This window comes from Actinosynnema sp. NPDC002837 (genome assembly GCF_040295345.1).
Lineage (GTDB): Bacteria > Actinomycetota > Actinomycetes > Mycobacteriales > Pseudonocardiaceae > Actinosynnema.
In genome coordinates this window covers 21,928-47,541 of the sequence record NZ_JBEOVG010000072.1, presented here as the reverse complement: position 1 = coordinate 47,541, position 25,614 = coordinate 21,928, and the positions used below count along the sequence as shown (strand labels likewise).

Annotated in this window: 19 protein-coding genes; 7 read left to right on the top strand and 12 right to left on the bottom strand. The window is 71.0% G+C overall.

Annotated features, from left to right (window positions below):
• Window positions 1-52: 52 nt before the first annotated feature.
• The 7 genes from ABTZ99_RS33740 to ABTZ99_RS33710 all read right to left on the bottom strand — a co-directional run bounded on the left by ABTZ99_RS33740 (window position 53) and on the right by ABTZ99_RS33710 (window position 9,251).
• Window positions 53-1,570: an arabinofuranosidase catalytic domain-containing protein gene (locus ABTZ99_RS33740; RefSeq protein ID WP_499617093.1), complete on the bottom strand. Its 1,518-nt coding sequence runs from the start codon at window positions 1,568-1,570 to the stop codon at window positions 53-55.
• A gap of 452 nt (window positions 1,571-2,022) precedes the next feature.
• The gene (locus ABTZ99_RS33735; RefSeq protein WP_499617090.1) at window positions 2,023-4,377 is read right to left on the bottom strand and encodes a ricin-type beta-trefoil lectin domain protein; all 2,355 of its coding nucleotides are present in this window, start codon (window positions 4,375-4,377) and stop codon (window positions 2,023-2,025) included.
• A 163-nt stretch (window positions 4,378-4,540) separates the two neighbouring features.
• The gene (locus ABTZ99_RS33730) at window positions 4,541-4,918 is read right to left on the bottom strand and encodes an L-rhamnose mutarotase (RefSeq protein ID WP_499617088.1); all 378 of its coding nucleotides are present in this window, start codon (window positions 4,916-4,918) and stop codon (window positions 4,541-4,543) included.
• A 55-nt stretch (window positions 4,919-4,973) separates the two neighbouring features.
• Complete coding sequence (locus ABTZ99_RS33725; RefSeq protein WP_498781960.1) at window positions 4,974-6,164, bottom strand: mandelate racemase/muconate lactonizing enzyme family protein; 1,191 nt, start codon at window positions 6,162-6,164, stop codon at window positions 4,974-4,976.
• 1 nt (window position 6,165) lies between these two features.
• Window positions 6,166-6,993: a carbohydrate ABC transporter permease gene (locus ABTZ99_RS33720; RefSeq protein ID WP_498781962.1), complete on the bottom strand. Its 828-nt coding sequence runs from the start codon at window positions 6,991-6,993 to the stop codon at window positions 6,166-6,168.
• Window positions 6,993-7,943 carry a carbohydrate ABC transporter permease gene (locus tag ABTZ99_RS33715; protein ID WP_498781964.1) on the bottom strand — a complete coding sequence of 317 codons (951 nt, stop codon included), beginning with the start codon at window positions 7,941-7,943 and terminating at the stop codon, window positions 6,993-6,995. The genes ABTZ99_RS33720 and ABTZ99_RS33715 overlap by 1 nt, the downstream gene beginning before the upstream one ends.
• A 39-nt stretch (window positions 7,944-7,982) precedes the next feature.
• Window positions 7,983-9,251 (bottom strand): ABC transporter substrate-binding protein, encoded by a 1,269-nt coding sequence (locus ABTZ99_RS33710; RefSeq protein ID WP_498781966.1) that lies wholly within the window; start codon window positions 9,249-9,251, stop codon window positions 7,983-7,985.
• A gap of 146 nt (window positions 9,252-9,397) precedes the next feature.
• Here ABTZ99_RS33710 and ABTZ99_RS33705 point away from each other — a divergent pair, with 146 nt between their 5' ends.
• Window positions 9,398-10,171 carry a FadR/GntR family transcriptional regulator gene (locus tag ABTZ99_RS33705; protein ID WP_498781968.1) on the top strand — a complete coding sequence of 258 codons (774 nt, stop codon included), beginning with the start codon at window positions 9,398-9,400 and terminating at the stop codon, window positions 10,169-10,171.
• Window positions 10,172-10,710: 539 nt separating this feature from the next.
• Window positions 10,711-11,766: a LacI family DNA-binding transcriptional regulator gene (locus ABTZ99_RS33700; RefSeq protein ID WP_498781970.1), complete on the top strand. Its 1,056-nt coding sequence runs from the start codon at window positions 10,711-10,713 to the stop codon at window positions 11,764-11,766.
• Window positions 11,767-11,845: 79 nt separating this feature from the next.
• On the opposite strand, the gene ABTZ99_RS33695 is transcribed toward ABTZ99_RS33700, so the two are convergent.
• The 3 genes from ABTZ99_RS33695 to ABTZ99_RS33685 form a co-directional block, all read right to left on the bottom strand.
• Window positions 11,846-13,174 (bottom strand): EboA domain-containing protein, encoded by a 1,329-nt coding sequence (locus ABTZ99_RS33695; RefSeq protein WP_499617085.1) that lies wholly within the window; start codon window positions 13,172-13,174, stop codon window positions 11,846-11,848.
• Window positions 13,171-13,347, bottom strand: coding sequence for a hypothetical protein (locus ABTZ99_RS33690; RefSeq protein WP_499617096.1), 177 nt, complete (start codon window positions 13,345-13,347; stop codon window positions 13,171-13,173). The genes ABTZ99_RS33695 and ABTZ99_RS33690 overlap by 4 nt, the downstream gene beginning before the upstream one ends.
• A gap of 245 nt (window positions 13,348-13,592) precedes the next feature.
• The gene (locus tag ABTZ99_RS33685; RefSeq protein WP_499617082.1) at window positions 13,593-15,833 is read right to left on the bottom strand and encodes an endo-1,4-beta-xylanase; all 2,241 of its coding nucleotides are present in this window, start codon (window positions 15,831-15,833) and stop codon (window positions 13,593-13,595) included.
• 797 nt (window positions 15,834-16,630) lie between these two features.
• Here ABTZ99_RS33685 and ABTZ99_RS33680 point away from each other — a divergent pair.
• The 5 genes from ABTZ99_RS33680 to ABTZ99_RS33660 all read left to right on the top strand — a co-directional run bounded on the left by ABTZ99_RS33680 (window position 16,631) and on the right by ABTZ99_RS33660 (window position 24,507).
• The gene (locus ABTZ99_RS33680) at window positions 16,631-18,277 is read left to right on the top strand and encodes a glycoside hydrolase family 27 protein (protein WP_499617080.1); all 1,647 of its coding nucleotides are present in this window, start codon (window positions 16,631-16,633) and stop codon (window positions 18,275-18,277) included.
• Window positions 18,278-18,440: 163 nt separating this feature from the next.
• Complete coding sequence (locus ABTZ99_RS33675) at window positions 18,441-19,910, top strand: family 43 glycosylhydrolase (protein WP_499617077.1); 1,470 nt, start codon at window positions 18,441-18,443, stop codon at window positions 19,908-19,910.
• Between the two features lie 406 nt (window positions 19,911-20,316).
• On the top strand, window positions 20,317-22,116 hold the full coding sequence (locus ABTZ99_RS33670; protein WP_498781942.1) for a glycoside hydrolase family 6 protein: 1,800 nt from the start codon (window positions 20,317-20,319) through the stop codon (window positions 22,114-22,116).
• A gap of 13 nt (window positions 22,117-22,129) precedes the next feature.
• A complete protein-coding gene (locus ABTZ99_RS33665; protein ID WP_499617074.1) occupies window positions 22,130-23,461 on the top strand; it encodes a glycoside hydrolase family 6 protein in 1,332 nt (443 codons plus the stop codon).
• A 185-nt stretch (window positions 23,462-23,646) separates the two neighbouring features.
• Window positions 23,647-24,507, top strand: coding sequence for an expansin EXLX1 family cellulose-binding protein (locus tag ABTZ99_RS33660; RefSeq protein ID WP_499617072.1), 861 nt, complete (start codon window positions 23,647-23,649; stop codon window positions 24,505-24,507).
• A 7-nt stretch (window positions 24,508-24,514) separates the two neighbouring features.
• Here the strand turns inward: ABTZ99_RS33660 and ABTZ99_RS33655 are convergent, their stop codons facing one another.
• Both ABTZ99_RS33655 and ABTZ99_RS33650 read right to left on the bottom strand, forming a co-directional pair.
• On the bottom strand, window positions 24,515-24,775 hold the full coding sequence (locus tag ABTZ99_RS33655) for a hypothetical protein (RefSeq protein WP_498781936.1): 261 nt from the start codon (window positions 24,773-24,775) through the stop codon (window positions 24,515-24,517).
• Window positions 24,772-25,584, bottom strand: a complete 813-nt coding sequence (locus ABTZ99_RS33650; protein ID WP_498781934.1) for a phytanoyl-CoA dioxygenase family protein — start codon at window positions 25,582-25,584, stop codon at window positions 24,772-24,774. The genes ABTZ99_RS33655 and ABTZ99_RS33650 overlap by 4 nt, the downstream gene beginning before the upstream one ends.
• Between the last annotated feature and the right edge of the window lie 30 nt (window positions 25,585-25,614).

The following is a 25,614-nucleotide window of genomic DNA, read 5'->3' as shown; positions in this document are numbered from 1 at the left end:
GTCCGGCACGGCGTGCCGGACCGCGGTCGAGTCACGAACTCCGGGGTGGGGCTCAGCCGACGCCCCACTGCTGGTTGGAGCCGCCGTTGCAGGTCCACAGCTGCACCAGCGCGCCGTTGGCCGTCGACGCCCCGGACACGTCCAGGCACAGGCCGGACTGCGCGCCGGTGATCGTGCCGTTGGCGTTGACGTTCCAGCGCTGGTTGGCCTGGCCGTTGCACGACCAGAGGACCGTCCTGGTGCCCGCGCTCGTCCCTTGGCCGTAGGCGTCGAGGCACCGCCGTTCGGCGCCGGCGTAGACGCTCAGCTCGCCCGCCGACGTCCGGGTCCACGTCTGCCCGGAGCCACCCTGGCAGTCCCAGATCCGGGCTTGCGTGCCGGCCGTCCCGTTCGGCACGTCGAGGCACTTGCCCGCGCCGACCGCGCGCACCGCACCGCCCGGGGTCGGGCCGCCGCCGGCGCTGTACCCGGCCGCGACCACGTTGGCCTGCACCGCGTTCTCGGTGGCGTCGGACGGGTAGCCCGCCACCATCGCGCCCTCGTAGAAGGTCCCCGCGCTGAGGTTCGCGCCGCCGTCGGGCTTGCAGCAGTCGCCACCGCTGCCCAGGATGATGGCGCCCTGCTTCTTCATCGGGCTGTACCCGTTGGGCAGCGGGCCGTCCCACAGCGTGGTCAGGCTGCCCGCCTGGGCGTCACTGCCCTTGAGCGCGAACCGCGTGGTCCCGTTGTTCTTCAGCATCGCCGTGACGAACCTGTTGGGGAACGCGCGCTGGTTCGGGTTCCACTGCTGGCTGCCGCCGGGGAACAGGCCCCACTCGAGGTCCGCCTGGACCCAGGGACCGGTGCCCGAGCACCCGCCGAACCAGCACTGCGTGCTGAAGTTGATCGCGTCCATCGCGCCGGCCGCGTCGGCCTTCCGGGTCGTCTCGCTGTTGCCGTAGTCGAAGCAGCAGCCGTTGTTCACGTGCGTGCCGCTGGTGACCATGTACATGCCCTCCGGCGCGGCCCCCGTCGGCACGCCCGTCAGGTGGCCGTCACGCCAGTAGCTGTTGCCCGGGTTGATGTAGAGCGAGTAGGCCTTGCTGCCGCCCACCGCCACCGATTCGGAGGTCGCGATCGCGGGCCTGCTCTGGGGCGAACCCGGCACCACCGAAGAACCCTGGTACCACAGGTCGTTGCCCCGCCCGGACTGGTCGTAGACGACCGTGATCACGCAGGTGGAGCCGGCGCAGAACGAGTCCTGGGTCGCCGCGTCGGCGGTGCCGCCGGCGGCCAGGAGACCGATGTCCCTCGTCGTGTTGTCCGACGAACGCCTGACCTGGTAGAGCTTGCCCGCGTACGAGCCGTAGAGGGCCCGCGTCGTGCTGTGCGCAGCCACGCAGGGCGTGCCGCCCGACGCGTAGATGTCGCACGGCCCCGTGGCGGCCGCCAGCGCGGTCACCGGTGCGGACCACGTCGACAGCGCCGCGGGCAGGACGGCCAGTGCCAGCAGGACACGCGCGCGCACCGCCACCGGCGAGCGCCACCATCGCTTCACAGGACCCGCTCGACCAACGGGTGAAGGCTGCATTCTCACTCCTACGACGATGTGGGAGGGCAGGGCGGCGGCGTGCGCGGAGATGACGAGCGATCGGCGGTGCGGGTTTCGAATCGCTTCGACTCGGGCGACGGTAAAGGCTAAAACCGCGCTAAAGCAACGGTTCCGCCGTGCCGTGCCGCTACCGCGACGGTCTCTCGCGGGAACGGCGGCCGACGTTCCGATCGACGTCGACGCACCTCTGCCACGCGGCCTGCCGGTGCTGCCTGGGGTTGTCCCTCATGTCGGCCTTGACCCGCGCCTCGGCCACCGTCCCGTCGGCGAGGGTTGTTCACGCTCACAACGGATGTCGTGGATCGGCGATCTGCATGGCGCGATGATGCGACCGGCTCCACGAAGAGTCAAGGTGGACACCGTAGTTGACGCTCACATGGCGCAGCGCGAGCGGTGCGCGGAGGTCGGCGGGCCGACCTCCGCGCGGCACGTCAGTTGCGCACGCCCCACTGCTGGTTGGTGCCGCCGTGGCACGACCAGAGGTGGAGCAGGGTGCCGTTGGCGGTCCCGTTGCCGCTCGCGTCCAGGCACAGCCCGGACTGCACCCCGGTGATGGTGCCGTTGGCGTTCACGTTCCACTGCTGGTTGGTGCCGCCGTGGCAGTCCCAGATGATCGCGGCCGTGCCGTTCGCGGTTCCGGCGCCGCTGGCGTCCAGGCACTTGCCGTTCACCGTCAGCTGCTTGCCCGCGGTGTAGGTCCACCGCTGGTTGGCGCCGCCCGCGCAGTCCCAGAGCCGGGCCTGGGCGCCGTTGGCGCTGCCGGCGGCGACTTCGGCGCAGCGTCCCGATTGGGCGCCCACGAGCATCGCGTTCTGCGGGCCGGTGGTGGTGCCGCCGCCGGGACCGGCGTTGGCCATCACGGCCTGCGCGCCGGCCGGCCAGTTGCCGTTGGTGACGACCGTGTTGCCGGACACCACGTTGCCGCGATCGCCGTTGGTCACGTTGGTGCTGCCGTTGGTCGACCAGTTGTTGGTGACGGTCCAGTTGCCCATGTTCTCGCCACCCCAGTAGTTCGCGGTGGCCCACGTGCCGGTGTTGGCGAAGACGTTGCCCGTGACGGAGTAGTACTTCGAGCCCTCGTCGAAGTAGACCCCGAAGTAGCCGTTGGTCCGCAGGCAGTGGTTCCCGCTGATCGAGGCGCCGGGGTTCCACGACAGCGTGTAGATGCAGCCGCCGTCGTTCATCTGCTGCATGACGTCGTGGACGTAGTTGTTGATCAACCGGTTGTTGGAGGCCGTGGTCGGCGTCGTGTAGCGCGGCTGGTAGTTGTACAGGCCGCGGTTGGCGTAGTTGTTGTTGCCGCCGGCGTCGTTGGCGCCCCAGCCGTACCCGATCGACATGCCGGAGTACGGCATGTTGTAGACCTCGTTGTGGGACACCGTGGCGTTGGTGACGTAGGTGTTGAGCACGGAGACGTTGCCCCGGTACTCGATGCCGAGGTCGTGGATGCGGTTGTAGCTCACGGTGATGTCCCGGTTGACCATTCGCTGGTCGCTCGGGTGGTGGGCGTCGGCGCGCACGCCGCCGACCACGATGCCGCCGGCCGAGCTGCGGGCGATCTCCGACCGCGTGACGGTGATGTTGCTCGCCCCGAGGCCGACGCCACTGGCGTGCGCGTTGGCGTCGTTGCCGATGCCGATCGCCGTCTGGCCGAGGTTGACGAACTGGGACTCGCTGAAGGTGATGTTGTTGGCGGCGGAGACCTGCACGGCGGCGGGCATCTGGTTCCAGTGCGGTCGCGCCGCCTCGAACTGGGTGCAGCCGTTCTGGCACGACGTCAGCCGGTCGCCCGGCCAGTTCCAGTTGCCGGCGATGTAGGCGCCGGTCTGCTGGTCCGCGTAACCCTGGTTGCTGCTGGGTCCGAGCCAGGTGGTGCCGCTGAACGTGATCCCGCTGAACGAGATGTGGTGCGCCGGCGCGTCATAAGTGCCGCCGACGTCCACCAGCGACTGCAGCACCGGCAGCTCCACGCCGACGGTGCTCATGTTCTGCCCGGCCAACGGGATGTAGGACAACGCGCCCGTGCCGGGGTTGAGGTGCCACTCCCCTGGCGCGTCCAGGAACTCGTAGGCGTTGGCCAGGTAGAAGGGCCCGGCCCGGTGCGGCTGGGTCAGGGTGTCGTACCCGAAGGTGTTGTTGTTCCACGCGGGCTGCTGCATGGTGAGGAAGTTCCCGCTGATGCTCTGCACCGGCGAGTACCGGTCGGTGAAGGAGTTGACGCTCTCCACCTCGACCCGGTTCTGGTTGGCCAGGTTGTTCAGGTAGCTCAGCGCGGAGCTGGAGAACCTCATGCCGGTGCTCGTGAACGTGAAGTCGGCCCGGTTCACCTGCCTGCGCGCCCTGGTCGCGACCGCGCCGTCGACGTAGAGCTGGCGCGAGTCGATCCCGGTGGGGACGGTGGCCCGCCAGATGTTCTTGCCGGCGTCGACGACCGACCAGCCGGTGACGGCCCTGGCGCCGCTGATGACGGGACGGGCGGACGGCGCCGCCTGCCACCGCACGCGGTAGCCGTTGTTGCCGGAGTCCGCCGCGGTCAGCCGCAGCGGCTCGGAGAGCCGGTACACCCCGTCGGCCAGCTGCACGACGATGTCGCCGGACATGCCGCCGGTCTGCGACCGCACCGCGGCTTGGGCGGCGGGCAGCGAGCACGGCTGGGTGGCGGAGCAGCTGGTGCCGGTGCCGGACGGCGAGGCGTAGAGGGTGGTGGTGGCGGCGGACGCGGGAGGGGCGAGACCGACCGCCGCGGCGGTGGCGGTCAGCACCACCGCGGCAACGCCCGCGGACACCGGCCTTCGCACCGCGGAGGAAGAGGACGTGGACAAGGAGACCTCCTGACTTGGGGTGTGTGCGTGCGACGTCCGGCGGAGCCGTCGGACGGCACTTCGTGGTGGCGCGGGCGAGCCGGTCGGATGCGCGGGCGCAGGGGCGCATCCGGCCGTCGGCGAACGCCTAGCGGTGCGGCGGCGGCCCGTCCCCTGGCTGCGGCACGACGCCGGGGGTCAGGTGCCACACCTCGTGCATCGGCTCCCAGCGCACCGGGGAGCCGGGGTCGCTCGGCGACTCCTGGCACGGGTCGGTCAACGCCCACCAGCGCCGCGACTCGGGGTCGGCCGCGATCCGCGCCTGGTCGGCGTCGTGGTCCTCGCCGACGTACTCGTAGTATCCGAAGAGCAGGTCGCCGTGCAGGAAGATGGTGAAGTTGCGGATGTTGGCCTCGAGCAGCATGCGTTCGACGGACGGCCAGACCTCGGCGTGCAGCCGGAGGTAGTCGTCGCGCCGCTCCGGGCGCAACCGGGTGACCATCCCATAACGTCGCGAGTGGTCCACTTCGGACTCCTAGCGGGAAGTGCGGCCGGCCCGACATCGTTGTCGGGCCGGTCGATCAGGAGCTCAAGGGGTGCAGCTGCTCCGGCGGCGCGACGACGTCCCGCACCACGGCCAGCAGGCGCTGCCCGGCGCGTTCCGGCCGCACGTGCGGACCTTCGGTCACCGGGAGGGCGAGTCCGAGCCGGGACGCGACGATCGCCTCCTCGTCGACGCGCAGGCCCAGCCCCGGGCTGTCGCCCAGGACGAACGCCCCGTCCTCGACGTGGAGGTCGATCGAGATCCCGGTCGGCGGCTGGAGGTCCTGCAGTTCGCTGACCAGGTGGTTCGGCACGGACGTCGCGGCGTGCAGCAACCCGACCGGCGTGTTGCCGATGGGGCTGACGGGCAGGTCGTGCGCGTGGGCCAGGGCCGCGACCCGCAGGAAGTGGGTGACGCCCCAGCCCGCCGCCGCCTGGACGACGTCGACCGCACCCGCCGAGATCAGCGGGCGGTACTGCTCCAGGCCGGTGAGGTTCTCGCCGCTGGCGACCGACGCCCGGACACCTCGGCCGACGGCCGCGTGCCCCTCCGCGTCCCACCGCCGCACCGGCTCCTCGATCCAGATCAGGTCGAGCGTCCGCTCGAGCTCGCTGACGTGGCGCACCGCCTGCTTGCGGGTCAACGCCTCGTTGACGTCGAGCATCAGGCCCGGCCGGGTGCCCCGGCCGGCGTTGGTGAGCACGTCGCGCACCAGGATGAGGCGGTCCCGGTCCCGATCGACGTCGAGACCTCCCTTGAGCTTCGCCACCCGCAGGCCGCGGTCGGCGTAGGTCTCGTACAGCGCGACGAGCTCGTCGTCGCCCAGCCCGATGTCCACACCGGAGGCGTAGGCGGGCACGCGGCGATCACGTCCGCCGAGCAGCCGCCACAGCGGTTCGCCCGCGGCCTGCGCCTTGATGTCCCACAGCGCGGTGTCGAGGGCGCCGATGGTGCCGAACACCGCGCCCGCGTGACCGGCCTTGAACGTCTGGCGCAGCATCCGGTCGTAGAGGGCGGTGACACCGCGCGGGTCTTCGCCCTCCAAGGCGGCGAAGATCGAGTCGATCTCGACGTGCGGGCCGAGCCCGACGCCGGTGATGCCCACGTCCGTCTCGACGAGGACGATCGGCACCCGGACGACGCCGTCGGCGAAGACGCCGTTGGCGTCGCCGACCGGCCGACCCCAGTCCTGGACGGTGGTGAGGGTCCGGTAACCAGTGATGCGCATGTCAGCCCTTCGTGGCCCCTGCGGTCACGCCGTCGGCGATCTGGCGCTGCAGGAACAGGTAGACGACGAGGACGGGCACCGCGGCGATCAGCACGCCGGAGGCGAACACGGGGATGTCATCCGAGTACTGCCCTCGCAACGAGGTGACACCGACCATGAGCGTGCGATGGTCTGCCGACGGCATCATGAGCAACGAGATGAGCACGTCGTTCCAGCAGAACAAAGCGTCGAGCACGCCGACCGACAGCAGCGCCGGCCTGCCCAGCGGGAGCATGATCCGCCAGTACGCGCCGTACACGGTGTTCCCGTCGATCCGCGCGGCGTCCAGGATCTCGGCGGGCACGGTCGAGTAGTAGCTGGTCATCAGGAAGACCGTGAACGGCAGGAACTGCGCCACGTACGCGAGGACGAGCCCCGGGTAGGTGTCGACGAGGCCGGCGTCGGACATGATCCGGGCCAGCGGGACCATGATCACCTGGAACGGGACGAACAACGCGGCGAGGATGCCCAGGAAGAGCACCGAGGAGCCGCGGAACCGCAACCGGGCGAGCGCGAAACCCGCCATCGACCCGAACAGCAGCAGCAGCGCGACCGAGCAGGTCACCACCACCGCCGAGTTGAGGAAGTACCGGGACATCCCGACGCTCGTCCACGCCGCGGCGACGTTGTCCCACCGCAGCGCGTCCGACAGCGAGAACCGGTCGAGCACGTACTCGCGCCGCGTCTTCACGGCCACGTTGGTGGTGAACACCAACGGGTAGATCGTGGCCAGCGCGAGCGCGGCCATCGGGACCGCGACGACCCACCTCGTCAACCGCCGGCCGGCCATCAGCCCTCCCTCCCCGCGCGGCGCAGGACGGCGACCTGGGCCAGCCCCACGACGAGCATGATCAGGAACAGCGCGGTCGACGCGGCGGACGCCAGCGCGGGCTGGTTGAACTGCCCCTGCTGGACCCAGATGTAGTACTCGGGCAGGTAGGTGGAGCCCTCCGGCCCGCCGCCGGTCATCACGAACAGCAGGCCGAACATCGAGGTCAGCATGCCGATCATGGTGGTGACGAAGACGAACTGGATGGTGCGGGTCAGGCCCGGGACGATCACGTGCCGGACCGTCTGGGGCAGCGTCGCCCCGTCCACCCGGGCGGCGTCGAGCAGCGAGGGGTCCAGCGCGGAGAACCCGGCCAGGAAGACGACCAGCGCCATGCCGAACGTCGCCCAGACGTGCACCCCGACCACCGCGAAGATCGCCACGTCCGGGTCGCCGAGCCAGTCCACCGACCCGAGCCCCACCCCGCCGAGGACCGCGTTGAGCGGGCCGTCGTAGGCGAGGAGCAGGTTGAAGATCGCCCCGACGATCACCGGGGAGAGCACGGCCGGGAAGAAGTACACGCCGCGGAAGACCCGGTGCCCCGGCACCTTCAGGTAGATGAACGTGGCGAGCAGCCCCGGGATCGCCACGGCCACGGGCAGCAACAGCACCAGCAGGCCGACGTTGCGCAACGCCGTGCGGAACAGCGGGTCGCCGAACAGGGTCACGTAGTTGTCGAAGCCGACCGGCAGGCCGTTGCGGTCGCCGTCGCCGGTGAAGGAGAAGTTCACCCCGAGCACCAGCGGCCACAGGCGCAGCACCACGATGATCAGCACCGCCGGCGCCAGGAGCACGAGCGGCGCCAGGCGCTCGGCCCGCGACCCGCGACGAGCGCGCCGGGTGAGCGGCTTGTCCGGTCGCCGGACCGCTGCGCCGGCGACCGCCTTCCCCTCGTTCCGCTCGGCCACCACCGGGCGCACCGAGGACGGAGAACCCCCGGACGGCACGGATCAACTCGCCTTGTCGGAGTCGGCCAGCTGCGCGACGGCCTCGTCCACCGTGGTGGAGCCGCTGAGCAGCTGCTGCGAGAGGCGGCCCATCAGGTCGATCGTCTTGCTGGACAGGGCGACGTGCAGCGCGGGCTTGCCGGTCTTGATGCCCGCGGTGATCGAGGTGACGGCCGGGCCGCCGGCGGAGACGTCGATCGTGGTGTCGGACGCGATGGCGCCCGCGTCCGCGTAGAACGCCTTCAACGCCGCGGACGAGGTCAACGACCGCACCAGGTCGGCGGCCCGCTTCGGGTCCTTGGTCCACTTGGCGACCGCGTAGCCGATGCCGCCGTCGTAGGGCAGGCTCGGCGTCGCGGCCGGGTTGACCAGGGGCGCGTCCATCACGCCGACCTTGTCCGCGTCGAGGAACTCGGCGAAGTCCTTCCAGTGCCCGATGTCGGACATCAGGCCGATGATGTGCGCGGCCTTGGCCGACTGGAAGACCGCGAACGCGTCGTTGAACATCGCGGTGGAGTTGACCCCGTCGTTGTTCAGGCCGTCGTCGTTGACCTGCTTCCAGAGCTCGAAGATTCGCTTCACGTCCGGCGAGGCCCAGTTCCGCTTCCCGGCGATCCAGTCGTCGTACTCCTGCGGCGTGAGCACGGCCGACCCGATGCTGGAGAGGAAGAACTGGATGCCGATGCCCTCCTTGTTGCCGACGCCGAAGCACTTGGCGCCGGTCTTGCCGGTGATGACGCCGCAGTCGGCGACGAACTCGTCCCACTTCGCGGCGGGCGCCTCGGGGTCCAGTCCGGCCTGCTCGTACAGCGCCTTGTTGTAGTAGAGGGGGTGCCCTTGCAGCGTCACCGGCGAGGCGTAGGTCTTCCCGTCGCGGGTGAACGCCTCCCAGCCGGCGAGCCGCTGCTTGTCCTGGGCCACGTACTCGTCGAGCGGCACCAGCGCGTCGACCCGGTCCCGGAGCTGGCCGCCGCCGTTGAACAGCATGACGTCGGGACCCTTGCCGGCCTGGATGGCCGCCCCGAGCAGCGTGTAGTACTGGTCGAACGGCTGCGCCACGAACTCGACGTCCACGTCCGGGTGACTCTTCGCGAAATCGGCCTTCGCCTGGTCGAGGTACGCGGCCACGTTCGCGTCCCCGGACTTCCAGTCCCAGACCACCAGCTTGTCGCCCGAGCCGCCGGAGGACCCCGGCGCCGTGGCGCTCCCGCATCCCGTGGCCAGGGCCAGACCCAGGACCACGGCAGCCGACCACAGTGCGCGCTGCTTCATCGCTGCTCACTTCCCAGACGACGGCCGGGTACGCCCTCGGCGCGATTGGTGTCGAAACCTAACTCGTATGACGTCTGACGTCAACGGTCCTACGTATACTCTGATCAGCCCTGAAGCTCGGGGCGCGTGACGCGACCGGAGGAACGATGACCGCAGCGGGCCGGCGACCGGGCGACGACCCACCCGCACCTCCCGAGTGGACGCGTCGACCGGCCAACCTGGCCAAGGCGGTCACCGCGGAGCTCGTGGGCCGCATCGTCCGCGGCGTCCACCCGCCCGGGACCCCCCTGCCGCCCGAGCCCGCGCTGGGCGAGACCTTCGCGGTGAGCCGGACCGTCATCCGCGAGGCGGTGAAGATCCTCCAGGAGAAGGGCCTGGTCCAGGTGCGCCAAGGCGCGGGCACCACGGTCACGGAGCCCGCGACGTGGAACATGCTGGACGAACTCGTCCTCGCGGCAACCATCGCCGAGGACGAGACGCTGGCCGTGCTCGACGATCTCGTGGTCACCCGACGGCTCCTCGAATCGGACATGGCCCAGGTGGCCGCACGCACGGCCGACGAGGACGCGATCGACCGGCTACGCGCCCTCGTGGACCGGATGGACCAACTCGTCGACGACCCCGCCGCCTACCAGGAGCAGGACCGCGCCTTCCACGACACGATCATGCGCGCGTCGGGCAACCGGATCGCCCGGGGCGTGGTGCGATCCCTGGAGGGTCAGGTCATCAACACCGCCCGCTACCTGGGCCGCAGCGAGCGGGCGTTGTGCGTGGCGTCGAACGAGGGGCACCGCCGGATCTGCGAGCGGATCGCGGCGCGCGACCCGGCCGGCGCCGCCGAGGCCATGTTCACCCACATCACCGAAGCGTGGCTGGTGCGGCGCGCCGACAACGGAGACCCGAGCCGCCTGGAGCGCTAGGTGGTCACCCGACGACATCACCCCCTCCGCGCAGCCACTCCGCTGAGCGTCGTCGCGCTCATGGCCGACGACTTCGCCAGCATACCGATCCACCGCCCTCAAGGGAACGATGAGTAGTACTTACTTCGGCAGGGACGGAAACTTTCCCGACGAGCAGCGACCCGACGATCGAGGCTATGATGCGTACGGCGAAATAGTCTCAGGTTTCTCTTGACGGAACCGCCGCCCACAGGCTGTCATGAGTAACGAGGACCACAGCTCCGATGAGTCTGACTCATCGGAGGAGGAGATCCGGCTCGTACGAACTCCGACCCGCGAGCACCACGACGTAGTGGAGCAGCTCATGCCACAACGGCCGAACGGCCGCGCACCCTGCGCGCACCGGACCGGCGGCCCCGGCTGACGGGCGGCTGCCGCGCTTTCCCCGATGTTGGGAGCGCTCCCGGTGGGTCCGCTCCCCTTTCGAACGGCCCCGTCCCTTGTTGTGCACGCACCGGTCGCCGCGCCGGCGGCCGGGCTCGGAGAACGGGAGGTCCACGTTGGGCGCACGACGGGTCACCCTGGCCGATGTGGCCAAGGTGGTCGGCGTCTCCCAGACCACCGTGTCCCTGGTCCTCTCGGGGCGCGGTCGCGACCTGCGGATCTCCGAGGAGATGCAGCGCCGGGTCCGCGAAGCGGCGACGGAGCTGGAGTACCGCCGCGACCGGGTCCCTATGGGGCCGCGCGGGACGAGGACGCAGACGATCGCCTTCGTGTCCGATTCGGTCGCCAGTTCGCGGCTCGCGGGCCACATGATCAAAGGTGCGCTCGGCGCGGCCCGCAGGCACGGCGTCACGCTGCTGTTCGGTGAGACCGAGGGCGACGCCGGCTTCCAGCGCACGTTGATCGAGACGATGCGCGACTACCGGGTCGACGGCATCATCCTCGCCTCGGTGCACGCCAGGACGATCAGCATCCCGGCCGAGCTCGCCGGCGGCCCGGCGGTGCTGCTCAACGTCTTACCCAGGGAGCCCTCGCCACTGGTCTCGGTCCTGCCCGACGAGGTCCAGGCGGGCCGTGCCGCGGCACGCGTGCTGCTCGACGCCGGCCACCGGGAGGGCATCCACCTCATCGGCGTCGGCCCGTCCGGCGACGACGTGCCACCGGGCCGGACCGCGGCGTTCGACCGGCTCACCGGCATCCGCCGGGAGCTGGGCGAGGTGGGCGTCGAGGTGGAGAGCGGGCACGCGTGCCGCTGGTGGTTGCCGAAGTACGGCTTCGAGGCGACCCGGGCCCTGTTGGGCGCCACGCGTCCCCGTGCGTTGATCTGCCTGGACGACCGGCTCGCGCTCGGCGCCTACCAGGCGTTGCAGGACGCCGGCCTCACCGTGCCCGACGACGTCTCCGTCGTCTCGTTCGACGACCACCCCATCGCGTCCTGGCTGCGCCCGGGCCTGACCACCGTGGCCCTCCCGCACCACGACCTCGGCGCGAAGGCCGTCGACCTCCTCTTCGCCGAAGCCCACCGATCCGAGTCGGGCCGCGTGCGCGGGGGCGGCACGTATCGCGTACCGATGCCCGTCCGCCACCGGGACTCCGTGGCGCCACCACGATGAGCCGGACGCCTGCGGTCCGGACCGCCGCAGATCAGGTGGAGCGCTGATCCCTCGGTGTGACGGGGGTCGGAGGTGTGGATCAGGCGGGCTTCCCGAGCAGCTCCAAGGCGTCGGGCGGCACCGGGCGGCCGGCCGCGCGGCGTTCGTCGGCGAACGCGGACACCATGCGCAGCAACTCGTCGTCGGCACGTCGGTCGAGGTCGCTCACCACGGTCAGCGGGATGCTCATCACCAAGCACTTCAGCACGCCCTGCCGCCAGGTGCGCTGGTCGAGGTGACGCGCGGCGAAAGCGCCCATCGCCGCCGCGACGAGGCCGCTCTCGTTGCTGCTCAGGGCGTCCTTGACCAGGTCGACGCCCGTCCCCGGCACCCGGTCCCCGATGTCGGCGAGCCCTCGCAGCACCCCGAGGCGTTCGGCCGACGTGCCCTGCCGGTAGAGCGTGGTGAGCCCTTCGGCCGCGTCGCCGGAGTTCTCGACGTACGCGACGAGCAGCCGCGTCCGCGCCTCGCGCTGGCCGGAGCGCACCGCTCGTCCCACGACGGGGAAGAGGGTCCGGATCGAGGAGGGGTCGGCCCGCAGCGACTGCTCGGCCCAGGCCAGCCAGTTCGCGGTGCGCAGCGCCTCGAACGCCCGACCCGCCACCACGGGCGCCGCGTGGCTGTGCCGGGGCAGCTCCACGGCCGCGACGCCGGTGTAGCCGATGTCGATCAGCGCCCCGAGGGTGTCGGGCAGGTCCAGCTGCCCGTCCCCGAACTCCAGGTGTTCGTGCACGCCCTGCACCATGTCGTCCAGCTGCACGTTCATCAGCAGCCCACCGGCCTGCCGCAGGCACGCCGCCGCGCCCTGCCACTCCACCGCCACGCAGTGCCCGACGTCCACGGTGATCCCCAGGAGTTCGGGTCGGCCGAGCTCGTCGCGCAGCCGCAGCGCCTGGTCCAGTCGCTCCACCACCATGCAGGGCTCCGGCTCCAGCGCGAGCGGCACGGCGGGCCCGCGTTCCAGCACCGCGGCGACGCCGGACTTCAGGTGTTCCCAGCTGTCCGAGGAGCCGACGCCGGACCAGAAGGACACGCAGTCCGCGCCGAGGTCGGCCGCGATCCGCTTGGCGCGCACCAGGAAGTCGACCCGGATCTCCTGGCCGTCGCTCACCAGCGTCGGGTGGTGCTTGTGCCGCGGGTCGAGCAGGTAACGCGCACCCGTCTCCACGACGACGCGCAGTCCCAGCGCCGACAGGCGTGCCGCGAGCCGTTCGGTCCGCGCGCCGACGTCGTCGGCGAACGGGTCGAGGTGGTGGTGGTCGAGCGTGAGCGCGACCGCCGTGTAGCCGAGGTCGGCGATGATCCCGAGCGCGTCGTCCAGGCGGTGGTTGGCGAACCCGTTGGTGCCGTAGCCGATGTCGAACGTCATGTGCGGCTCACCCGCCGGCTCCGCGCCCGGCCCGGCGGCGTGACGCCGGCCGGGTCGGGACGCTCGGTCACGGGTGTCCGGCCCGCGCGCGGGGCCGGCAGCCCGCGAGCGGCGGTCGGCGCGACGGAGCCGCGTGCGCCGATCAGCCAGAGCCCGGTGGGCTCGTCCGCCATGGGTCCTCCTCCGATCCTGGGTGCCGCGCGGTGACGGCTACCGGGTTGCGCGGCATCGACTCGCGGCCGCACCCGGCGGTGGCATGTCCTGCTCGATGAAAGTCCTGGGTCACCCCGGCCGCACCGGCCAAGGGGCACCCGGGCTCCGCCGTTCCGCGACCCGCGGCCGAGCTGACCGCTCTGGCCTGGTCGATCGCGAAGCGGGAAGCACGGGCGCCCCGTCCTGCCGGTTGGTCCGCGCGTGATCAGAACTGGGCGATGAACCTCCACGCCTCGCCCTTGGTCCAGGTCCGCACGCCGTCCTCGCACGCGCAGCCGTCGACCGGACCCGGCCCGTGGCCACCGTCGAACGCGGCCCACTGCACCGGGTAACCCGGCTGGCACGAGTACGCGGTCGTGATGTGCGTGCGGCTGCCCGGGGCCGGCTCACGCGGGCTCAGCGCGGCACAACCGTTGTTCCGGACGAACCGGTCGCGCAACGACCGCCCCGCCGAGATGTTCAGCACGTTGTCCGAGATGCCGTGGATCCCGAAGTACGCGACCGGCTGCGTGCCGCCCGAGCACCCGCTCAGCTGCCCGCCCGCGTACACCACGACCCCGCGGAACACCGTCGGCCGCGAGCACGCCAGCGAGTAGCTCATGCCGCCGCCGTAGCTGAACCCCATCGCGAAGCGCAGCTTCGGGTCGACGCACAGGTCGGCCTCGATCCGCCTGATCATGTCGTCGACGAACACCACGTCCTCGCCGCCGGAGTTGGCCCAGCCGTTGCCCAGGCCCTGCGGCGCCACCAGGATCGCGCTGTTGTTCGACTGCTCCTGCATCCCGTAGTACGACCACGCCGCACCGCTCGTCCCACCGCCCGACACGTCGTTCATCGTGCCGCCGTTCCAGTGGAACCCGAAGATCAGCCGGTACGGCCGGGTGTTGTCGTAGCCGTCGGGCACCCGCAGGACGAAGCTGCGGCTCTTGCCGCTGCTCGTGATCGTGTGCGCGCCGCTGCGCATCGTCGGCGCCTTGCCGCACCCGCTGCCGCCGGGGTCGCCGCCGCCCGACACCTTGGTCAACACCCACTGCTGGTTGTTCCCGCCCGTGTCGGCGTACTGCACGGCGTTCGCGCCGTCCGCGGTCGAGGAGCCCTGCACCTCCACCGCCTTGTTGCTGTGCCGGGCGATCAACCGGACGTGGCCGCCGTCGGAGTCGGCCAGCCGGAACTGCTGGTTGGTGCCGCCGTGGTCGGTCCACTGCTGGATCGCGGCGCCGTCGGCGGTGGAGGAGTTGGGCACGTCGAGGACCTTGCCGGAGTGGCGCGACTTGATGCGGTAGTAGCCGCCGCCGGAGTCCAGGAACTGCCACTGCTGGTTCGCGCCGTCGTTGCGCGACCACTGCGCGATGCGACCACCGTCGTTGGTCGCCAGGCCGTACACGTCCAACGCCTTGCCGCTGTTGCGGTTCACCAGCACGTACCACGCGCTCGGGTCGATGACCCCGGGCTGGGGGTTGGAGCCCGCGTTGAGGGCGTTGAGGACGGCGGTGTAGGCGGGCTTCTTGTTGCCGGAGCCGTCGAACAGCAGCGGGGTGCCGTAGGCGCGCCAGGAGTCGGTGTCGCGGATGCCCCAGACCGTGATGCCGGTGCAGCGGGCGACGGCGAGGCAGGCCTTCACGACGCGCTCGTAGTTCGCCGCCTGCGCCGAGCCGGAGCCCTCGATGTCGAGTTCGGTGATCTGGACGTCGACGCCGAGGTTGGCGAAGCTCTGCAGCGTGGTCTGGTAGTTGCCCGGCACGGGGGACTGGGCGTTGAAGTGGGACTGGAGGCCGACGCAGTCGATCGGGACGCCGCGTTGCTTGAAGTCCTGGACGAGCCGGTAGACGGCCTGGGTCTTGGCGTGGGTCCAGTCGTCGGTGTTGTAGTCGTTGTAGCAGAGCTTGGCGCCGGGGTCGGCCGCGCGGGCGGCGCGGAACGCCGCCTCGATCCAGTCGTTGCCGGTGCGCTGGAGGTTGGAGTCGCGGCGCGCGCCGGAGCTGCCGTCCTGGAACGCCTCGTTCACCACGTCCCAGGCGTAGATCTTGCCGCGGTAGTAGGTGGCGACCTTGGTCACGTGGTTGAGCATCGCGGACCGCAGGGCGCTGCCGGACATGTTCTGCATCCAGCCCGGCTGCTGCGAGTGCCACGCCAGGGTGTGGCCGCGGACCCGCTTGCCCTGGGAGCGGGCGAGGTTGACGATCCGGTCGGCGTTGCCGTAGGTGAACTGGTTCTGGTTCGGCTCGGTCGCGTCGATCTTCATCTCGTTCTCGGCGGTGACCATGTCGAACTCCCGCTGGAGGAGCCCGGCGTAGGTCGAGTCGCCGAGCCTGCCCGCGGCGACCGCGGTGCCGAAGTACCGGCCCTTCTCCGCCGCCGCGGTGGCCAGGGTCGTGCCCGCGGCCTTGGCCGAACCGTGGAACGCCACCGCCAGCACGGTGGCGATCAGTCCCACGACGAGCAGCAACGCCGTTGTTCTCGGTCGACGCGCGAGCGCCGGCCGAATGACCGCTCGTGTCGAATGTTCCATCACATGTCCTTCGGGTCGGACACCGCGGGCTCGGGTGCCGGCGGTGGCAGGGACGCCATCGGGGGCCGCACGGGGCCGGGCCGCGACCAGGACGCACTGGCGTTAGCGTTAACATCCAGCCTGGTCGGCCGCCCCGTGGGAACAAGCGCGTTCGGGGGCGGCAACCACGGCCACGAGCGTCGGTGTGCTCTTCAGACTGTGAACGACGGCTCACGCTCGGTCAAGACGTGACGCAACTGTTTCGCCCGGGTGGTGCGTGCCGGGAAGTGCGGTCCGATCCGCCGACGTCCTCGCTCGTCCACAGTGGAGGAACACTCGTCTTCCGTGTCCGCGTCGGGTGAACCTCGTTCGCCCGGCTAAAGTCGACGCTGGTGTTTTAGCTCGCCGCCACGCCGATCGCCGATCGCGCGGCGGCCTCCCGTGGGGCACGTCGGGTGGCGAACGCCGGCCGGTGGTCCGAACGGGGCAACTTCCCGGGCCTCGTCGAGGTGTGACCGGACGATAAGGCCTGGTCTGCCTCTTTCCTCGTCGCGGTGCTCAAAGTTAGCGCTCACAATTTAGCTTTGACCCGTCTTGGTTGGTCATAGTTTCATTGGCGCGACACCAGGCCGCGAGGTGACGGGCGCGATCCCGTCCGGTGAGCACCCGCGGACCTGTCGCGCGCCCGACCGACCACCCCTGCCGACATCCGTGACCGACGCCGACGGCGTCCGGTCGACACCGAAGAGGCGACGATGCCCACCCGTACACGCGGACGACTCCTCCACCTCGCCCTGGCGGCCATCGCCGCGCTGGGCGTGGTCACCGCGGCTCCCGGCGCGCCCGTCGCCCAGGCCGCGCCGGGCAGTCCCGCGCTCACCCCGCCGATGGGCTGGAACAGCTGGAACAGCTTCGGTTGCGGCATCACGGAGGCGCAGGTCCGGCAGGCCGCCGACGCGATGGTGTCGTCGGGGATGCGTGACGCGGGGTACCAGTACGTGGTGGTGGACGACTGCTGGTTCGACCCGCAGCGCGACGCCCAGGGCAACCTGCGCGCCCACCCGACGAAGTTCCCTTCCGGCATGAAGGCGCTCGGCGACTACATCCACTCGAAGGGCCTGAAGTTCGGCATCTACCAGGCGCCCAACGAGAAGACCTGCGCCCAGGGCGTGGGCACGCACCCGGGTTCCACCGGCAGCAAGGGGCACGAGGTCCAGGACGCCCGGTCGTTCGCGTCCTGGGGCGTGGACTACCTGAAGTACGACTGGTGCTCGGGCAGCGGCACGCGTGACGAGCAGGTCGCGCGGTTCACGATCATGCGCGACGCCCTGCGGGCCACCGGCCGCCCGATCGTCTACAGCATCAACTCCAACAGCTTCCACGCGCCGACCGGCGACAAGTACGACTGGGGCGAGGTCGCCGACCTGTGGCGCACCACCGAGGACCTGCTCAACATCTGGCAGAACGGCAACACCAACAGCTACCCGATGGGCGTGGGCAACGTCCTGGACGTCACCGCGCCGCTGGCCGCGCAGACCGGTCCGGGCAACTGGAACGACCCGGACATGCTCGTCGTCGGGCGGCCCGGCCTGAGCCTGACCGAGTCGCGGTCGCACTTCGCCCTGTGGGCGCTGATGGCCGCGCCGCTGATGGCGGGCAACGACATCCGCACCATGTCGGCCGACGTCAGCGCGATCCTGCGCAACCCGCGGCTGCTCGCGGTGAACCAGGACCGGCTCGGTGCGGGCGGTCGACGCGTGCGCGACGACGGCAACACCGAGGTCTTCGCCAAGGCGTTGTCGGACGGCTCGGTCGCCGTGGGCCTGTTCAACCGGGGCGGCAGCACCGCCACGGTGTCCACCACCGCCGCCCAGCTCGGCCTGTCCGGCGGGTCGTTCTCCCTCACCGACCTGTGGACCGGCGGCGCCTCCACCACCTCCGGCGCGATCTCGGCGAGCGTGCCCGCGCACGGCGTGGCCGCGTTCCGCGTCTCGGGCGGCAGCCCGATCGCCGCCACCACCTCCCGGTTGCGCGGCGCCGGCTCCAACCGGTGCGTCGACACCGAGAACGCCTCCACCGCCGCCGGCACGACCGTGCTGCTCTGGGACTGCCACACCGCCGCGAACCAGCTGTGGACCACCTGGACCGGTGGCGAGGTCCGGGTGTTCGGGGACAAGTGCCTCGACGCCTACAACCAGGGCACCGCCAACGGCACCCGCGTGATCACGTGGTCGTGCAACGGCCAGGCGAACCAGAAGTGGACCCTCGGCGCGGACGGGTCCATCCGCAACACCCACGCCGGCCTCTGCCTGGACGCCGACCAGGCCGCCACCGCCAACGGGACCAGGCTGATCCTGTGGACCTGCAACGGCCAGGCCAACCAGAGGTGGAGCCGCGTCTGACGGCGGCCTGAGCGGCGCGCCCGCCCTCCGGCGCCGTCGCCTCACGAATGCCCGCGGGCGCTGCTTCCGGGACCCGGTCCTCTCGCGCACAGCACGGCGAGAGGACCGGGCCCACCCGCGCCGATCGGTCCGACGTCCACCCGCGACCCAGGGAAGGAGCACCGTGCGCACCGCCCGCAACCCCGTGATCGGTGGATCCCACCCCGACCCGAGCGTGTGCCGGGTCGGCGAGGACTACTACCTGGTGTGCTCCAGCTTCGAGTACTTCCCGGGCGTGCCGATCTTCCACAGCCGCGACCTGGTGCACTGGCGGCAGGTCGGCAACGTCCTCGACCGCCCGGACCAGCTGCGGCTGCCCGCCGACACGCCCGCGTCGCGCGGGATCCACCAGCCCACCATCCGCCACCGCGGCGGGAGGTTCTGGGTGACCGCGACGGACCTGTCGGCGGGCGGCACGTTCGTCGTCACGACCGACCGCCTCGCCGGGCGGTGGTCGGACCCGGTGTGGATCGACCTCCCCGGTGTCGTCCCCGACCTGGCCTGGGACGAGAACGGCGACTGCTGGTGCGCCACGACCGACGGGCGCACGGCCCGCATCGACCCCCACCGGGGAACCGTGCTGGAAGGACCGTGGCGGGCCTGGAGCTGCGACGACACCCCGAAGGCGCCCCACCTGTACCACGTCGGCGACTGGTGGTACCTGCTGTTCGAGTGCGACCGGTCGCTGGTGGTCGCCCGCGCGCGCACGCCCCGAGGGCCGTTCGAACGCGCGCCGAGCACCTTCGTGGACACGCTCGGCCCGGCCGGGGGCAGTGGCCGCGCGGACCTCGTCACGACCCCGGAGGGGACCTGGTGGCTGGTGCGGCCCGGGACCCGCGAGCACCCGTCCGGCTTCCACGTGCTCGGGCAGGAGGTGTTCCTGACGCCCGTGCGCTGGCGCAACGAGTGGCCGGTCGTGGTCGGGGCGGACGGGACCAGGCCCGCGCCGCGGGCGTCGGACCCGGCGCCGGCGCAGCCCGCGCGCGACGACTTCGACGGGTTCGCGCTGGCGCCGTCCTGGATCTCGCCGCGCGGGCTCCCGGACGGCTCCTGGTCGTTGACCGAACGCCCCGGCTGGCTGACGCTGCACGCGACCGGCGAGACCCTCGACCGACCGGGCTGCACGTTCGTCGGCACCCGGCTGCGGCACCTCGACTCGCGGGTGTCGGTCCACCTCGATCCCGGCACGGCCCGCGCGGGCCTGAGCATCCGGCGCGACGAGGCGCACCGCTACGACTTCGAGGTGGTGCCCGGCCGGGTGGACGTGATCGCGAGGATCGGGCCGGTGCGCCAGGTCGTGGCCAGTCGCACCAGACCTCCGGGGCCGATCACGCTCACCGTCGTCACCCGCACGACAGACCTGGTGCCGCCGTCGTTCGTCCGGCCGACCGACGAACCCGCCGGCGTCGAGCCCGCCGGACCGGACACCATCGCGTTCCACGTCGGCGCCGATCCGGGCCCGCTGGCGGAGTTGGACGGCCGGTACCTGTCGCCCGAAGTCAGCACCGGCCTCGCCGGGCGGGTCGTCGGCATGTACGTCACGCGCGGGGTCGCGGCGTTCGACTGGTTCGACTACCGGGGCTTTTCACCGTGAACCGGTGGCGGTTCGGCGCGCAGGGCCGTGCGGCCATCTTGTGCGCGCTAACAAGGTTAGGTCTAAGCCAATCGTAGCGGTGGTTCAGGTGGGGTGAATCTCGCGCAAGAAATCCACAAAGCGGCACTTGACGGGCCTGATCGACTTGTGGCGCGAAAGGCCTTCGTAAGCCAAAAAGCTAAAGTTAGCGCTAACACTTTTAGCATTCCGGGCAATTGACTGCCGTGTTCGGCGTGGTTACATTCGACCCGAAGTGAATCCTTCTTCGCGCGGGAGGTGCGGCCCGCCGCGCCGCCTTGCCGTGTCCACCCCTCGACGACCGATTCGCCACCCCATGACTGGGAGCGCTCCCGGAAAAGCTCCACCTCCAACTCACACCACAGCATCGACGCTGCGAGGATCCTGAATGAGTGCAACGAAACTGGCACGCGGCGGTGCCGCTGCCGCCGCCCTGACCCTGTGCGCGGGGTTGCTGACGCTGGCGAGCACGTCGGCCAGCGCCGCACCCGGATGTTCGGTCGACTACCGCGTCAACCAGTGGGACACCGGCTTCACGGCCAACGTCACGCTCAAGAACCTCGGCGACCCGATCTCCAGCGGGTGGACCCTGGAATGGGACTTCCCGGGCAACCAGCAGATCACCAACGGCTGGAGCGCGACCTACGCCCAGTCCGGTCAGCACGTGAGCGCGAAGAACCCCTCGTGGGCGGCGTCGCTGCCCACGGGTGGCAGCGCGACCATCGGGTTCAACGCCTCGTACTCGGGCACGAACGTCCTGCCCACGTCGTTCACGCTCAACGGCACCACGTGCGGCGGGGGCCCGATCACCTCGACGTCGACCTCGACCTCGACCTCCACGTCGACCTCGACCACGACCTCGACGACCACGACGACGACCACGACCACCACGACGACGACGCCGGACACCCCCGGCACGCACGTGGCCAACCCGTACGCGGGCGCCAAGGGCTACCTGAACCCCGACTACGTGGCGAACGTGAACACCCTGGCCGACGCGACCGGCGGCGCCCTGGGCACGTCCATGCGCAAGGTCGCCGAGAACTCCACCGCCGTCTGGATGGACCGCATCGGCGCCATCACCGCCGGGCGCGGCCTGCGGGGCCACCTCGACGAGGCGCTGCGGCAGTCCGCCGGCGGCACGCCGGTGGTGATCCAGGTCGTCGTCTACGACCTGCCCAACCGCGACTGCGCCGCACTGGCGTCCAACGGCGAGCTGAAGGTCGGCGAGAACGGCCTGGCGCGCTACAAGGCCGAGTACATCGACCCCATCGCCGCGATCCTGGCCGACTCGAAGTACCGGGACCTGCGGATCGTCGCGATCGTCGAGCCCGACTCGCTGCCCAACCTGGTGACGAACCTGAGCAAGCCCAAGTGCGCCGAGGCCAGCTCCAGCGGCGCCTACGTCCAGGGCATCCAGTACGCCCTGAACAAGCTCAGCGCGATCTCGAACGTCTACAACTACGTGGACATCGCGCACGCCGGCTGGCTGGGCTGGGACTCGAACATGGGCCCCGCCGTGACGTTGATCGCCAACGCCATCAAGGGCACCACCAAGGGCGTCAACAGCGTCGACGGCTTCGTGTCGAACATGGCCAACACCTCGCCGACCGACGAGGTCAACCTGCCCGACCCGAACCTCACCGTCGGCAGCCAGCAGCTGCGGTCCGCGACGTTCTACCAGTGGAACCCGTACTTCGACGAGGCCGACTTCGGCACCGAGATGCGCAACCGGTTCATCGCCGCCGGCTTCCCCAGCGGCATCGGCATGCTGGTCGACACCTCCCGCAACGGCTGGGGCGGCCCGAACCGGCCCAGCGGCGCGAGCGGGTCGACGGTGGACGCGTACGTGAACTCCGGCCGCATCGACCGCAAGCTCCACCGGGGCAACTGGTGCAACCAGGCCGGCGCGGGCATCGGCGCACGGCCCACGGCCGCGCCGCGCGCGGGCTTCGACGCCTACGTGTGGATCAAGCCCCCGGGCGAGTCCGACGGCATCGCGACCAAGACCGACGGCCCGAACGAAGAGGGCAAGCAGCACGACCCGATGTGCGACCCCGCCTTCCGCGGTGACGACCAGGCCAACGGCGGCAACCTGACCGGCGCCATGGCCGGCGCGCCGCACGCGGGCGCGTGGTTCCCGGCGGGGTTCACCTCGCTGGTCCAAAACGCCTACCCCGCGTTCTGAGCCAGGGGACACCATGACGTCCAGCAAACGAACCGCGGCCGCGTGCTTCCTCTCGAGCGCACTCGTGGCCGGTGCGGTGGCCTTGGTGGTCGGCGGCGGCGCGACCGCGCAGGCGGCCGAGTCGGCGTTCTACGTCGACCCGTCGAGCTCCAGCGCGAAGTGGGTCGCCGCCAACCCCGGCGACTCCCGGGCCGCGGTGATCCGCGACCGGATCGCCTCCGTGCCGCAGGCGCGGTGGTACACCACCACCAACACCTCGACGGTGCGCTCGGAGGTCAGCTCCTTCGTCGGCGCGGCCGCCTCGGCCGGGAAGATCCCGATCCTGGTGGTCTACAACATCCCCAACCGCGACTGCGGCGGGGCGAGCGGTGGCGGCGCGCCCTCGCACCAGGCCTACCGGGCGTGGGTGGACGAGGTCGCGGCGGGACTGGCCGGTCGGCCGGCGGCGATCGTGCTCGAACCCGACGTGCTCCCGATCATGAGCAACTGCCAGAACGCCGACCAGCAGGCCCAGACCAGGGCGTCGATGGCCTACGCGGGCAAGAAGCTCAAGTCGGGTTCCGGGCAGGCCAAGGTGTACTACGACATCGGCAACTCGGCCTGGCTGAGCCCGTCGGAGGCGGCGAACAGGCTGCGCGCCGCGGACATCTCCAACAGCGCGGACGGCATCGCGTCGAACGTGTCGAACTACCGCAGCACGCCCGACGAGGTCAGCTACACCAAGAACATCCTCAACGCCCTCGGCGACGGCAGGCTCACCGCCGTGATCGACACCAGTCGCAACGGCAAGGGCCCGCTGGGCACCGAGTGGTGCGACCCCGCCGGACGTGCGATCGGCACGCCCAGCACGACGAACACGGGCGATTCCAGGATCGCCGCGTTCCTGTGGGTCAAGCTGCCGGGTGAGGCGGACGGCTGCATCGCGCCGGCCGGTCAGTTCGTGCCCCAGCGGGCGTACGACCTGGCGATCGCGGCCGGCCCGACGTCGACCACCACCACCACGACCACCACCACCACCACGGGCAACAACCCCGGCGGCGGCTGCACGGTGACCCACCGCGTGGTCAGCCAGTGGTCGGGCGGCTACACCGGTGAGATCGTGATCGGGAACCGGGGCCAGTTGCTCAACGGCTGGACCCTCACGTTCTCGGCGCCCGGTGTGTCCGTCACGCAGGGCTGGAACGGGACGTGGACCGACACGGGCGACGTCGTCCGGGTCGCCAACGCGTCCTGGAACGGGTCGCTCCCGACCGGTGGAACGACGACCATCGGTTACAACGCGAGCTACAGCGGAACGACACCGCCGTTCAGCTCACCCGCCCTGAACGGCACCGCTTGTTCCTGACACCGTGACCAGCCCTGAAAAGCGGTTCCCCGTCCGGACATCGCCTCCACCGGACGGGGAACCGCTTTGGTGCGACCAGGTCCGGGCTGGGTGGGCGACGATCACTTGCCCGGCGGGTCTGCGTTTGGCACCATCACGGCCGCCGTGCTCGACGTCGGCCCTTGTTCGTCGTGTGTGGAGGTGCGGTGCCAAGACGGTGGTTGGTGGCCTCGGTGGTGGCCGTGGTGCTGGCGGCTGTCGGTGTGGTCGTCGTCGTGCTCCAGGACCGGGCCGTCGCAGGCGACCCGGTGACTGCAGGCACCTCCTCGACCGCGCCGAGTGCGAGCACGCCGGTGACCACGTCGCCGAGCGCGGCGATCGGCGAGGCCGACACCGCGCCGTCGCCCTCGGCGGCCGCCACGACACCGGCGCCCGTCGCGGGTGACGCGCCGCTCGCCGGGAGGATCAAGCCGGGGGTCGTCAACCAGGGCGTGGCGACGTTCTACGACTCCGACGGCGGTGGCGCCTGCTCCTACGACCCCGGCCCTGACCCGCTGACCGCCGCGATGAACTGGGCCGACTACGAGGACGCCAAGGCCTGCGGCGCCCACGTCCTGGTCCGCGCGGCCAACGGCGCGAGCCTGACGGTGCGGATCACCAACCTGTGCCCGCAGCCGTGCCGGGTGGGGCAACTGGACCTGAGCGCGGAGGCGTTCGCCCGGCTGGCGGCGCCCGACCTGGGCGAGATCCCGATCACCTGGACCCTGGTGAGCCCCGAGCTGCCGAAGACGATCTCCCTGCGCTACAAGACCGGGTCGAGCCGGTACTGGTGCGGCATCCAGGTCATCGACCACCGGAACCCGGTGGCGCGGTTGGAGGTCCAGGCGGGCGGGCAGTGGCGGCAGCTGCACCGCACCGACTACAACTACTTCCTCTCCGAGAACGGCGCGGGCTGCGGCGGGGCCGTCGCGGTCACCGACCTCCACGGCGAGCGCCTGGTGGTGGATCCCCTGCCGATCGAGCCGGACGTCGTCCAGGCCACGAACGTGCAGTTCGCCGCGCGCTGACCAGGGGTCACTCCACCTTCTCGAAGAAGAACTCGTGCTTGAGGAACGACGTGTCGTACTCGTGGCCGGGGTACGGCGGGATGAGTTGGGAGGCCTGGAAGAGCCGCCAGCCGTCGCGCAGGGCGTCGGTCCCGGTCGCGTACGGCGGTTGCTCGCCGTCCCCGGTGGTGGGGTTGGTGCGGCCGGTGCCGTCGTAGGACGCCCAGCCGACGACCCGGTCGTCGAGCGACGACGTGGCCAGGTACAGCACCAGCACCCGTTGCTTCACGCGGTCCTCCCCGGACGGTTGTGCACCCTGGTGGCCCAGTGCTCGATGTCGAAGGTGTCGTCGCCGGTCAGGGTCCGCCACAGCGCGATCCGGTTGTAGATCTCCAGCCGCCCGGTCGCGTGCTCGTACCAGGGGAAGGTGGTCGACAGCTCGGCCACGACGGCGGGGTCGTCGAGGTCGCGGGTGTCCCAGAGCCGGACCTGGGGCGCGGTCGGGTTGAACCTGATCTTGAACATGTACCGGCGCCGCGCGGAGTCGTTGCGCCGGCCGCCGTGCCAGATGCCGTGGTGCAGCAGCAGCACCGTGCCCGCCGGGCAGGTCAGGCGGACCTGGCCGAGCAGGTTCTGGTAGCGCCCGGTGTCGGACTCGTTGGTGAGGCGCAGGTGGCTGCCCGGCACCAGGAGCGTGCCGCCCATCTCCGGTGTGACGTCGTGCGGGTAGTACATGAGCTGCACGTCGAACGCGTCGCGCCGGGTGTCGATGATCGCGTCGCCGTGCAGGGGCTGGGCGCTGCCCTCGTTCGGCTCGCGCACGTGCACGGCGAGGTGGTCGACCGCGGGATCGGGGCCGACCAGGCTGCGCAACGCCCCGGCGACGGGCGGCAGGTCGACGAGCCGACGGGTGAACGAGCCGTCCGGGAACGCCACGTTTAGCGGGATCCCGTAGGGCACGCCCGGGATGCCGCGCTCCAGGGCCTCGACCGCCGCGGCGTTGAGGTCGTCGGGCACGACCGCGTCGAGTCGGAGGAACCCCTGTGCCGCGAAGCGCGCCATCAGCACCGAGGACAGCAGGTGGCTGGTGGTTTCCATGCATCAGACAGTAGGTGCCCGACAGTGCCG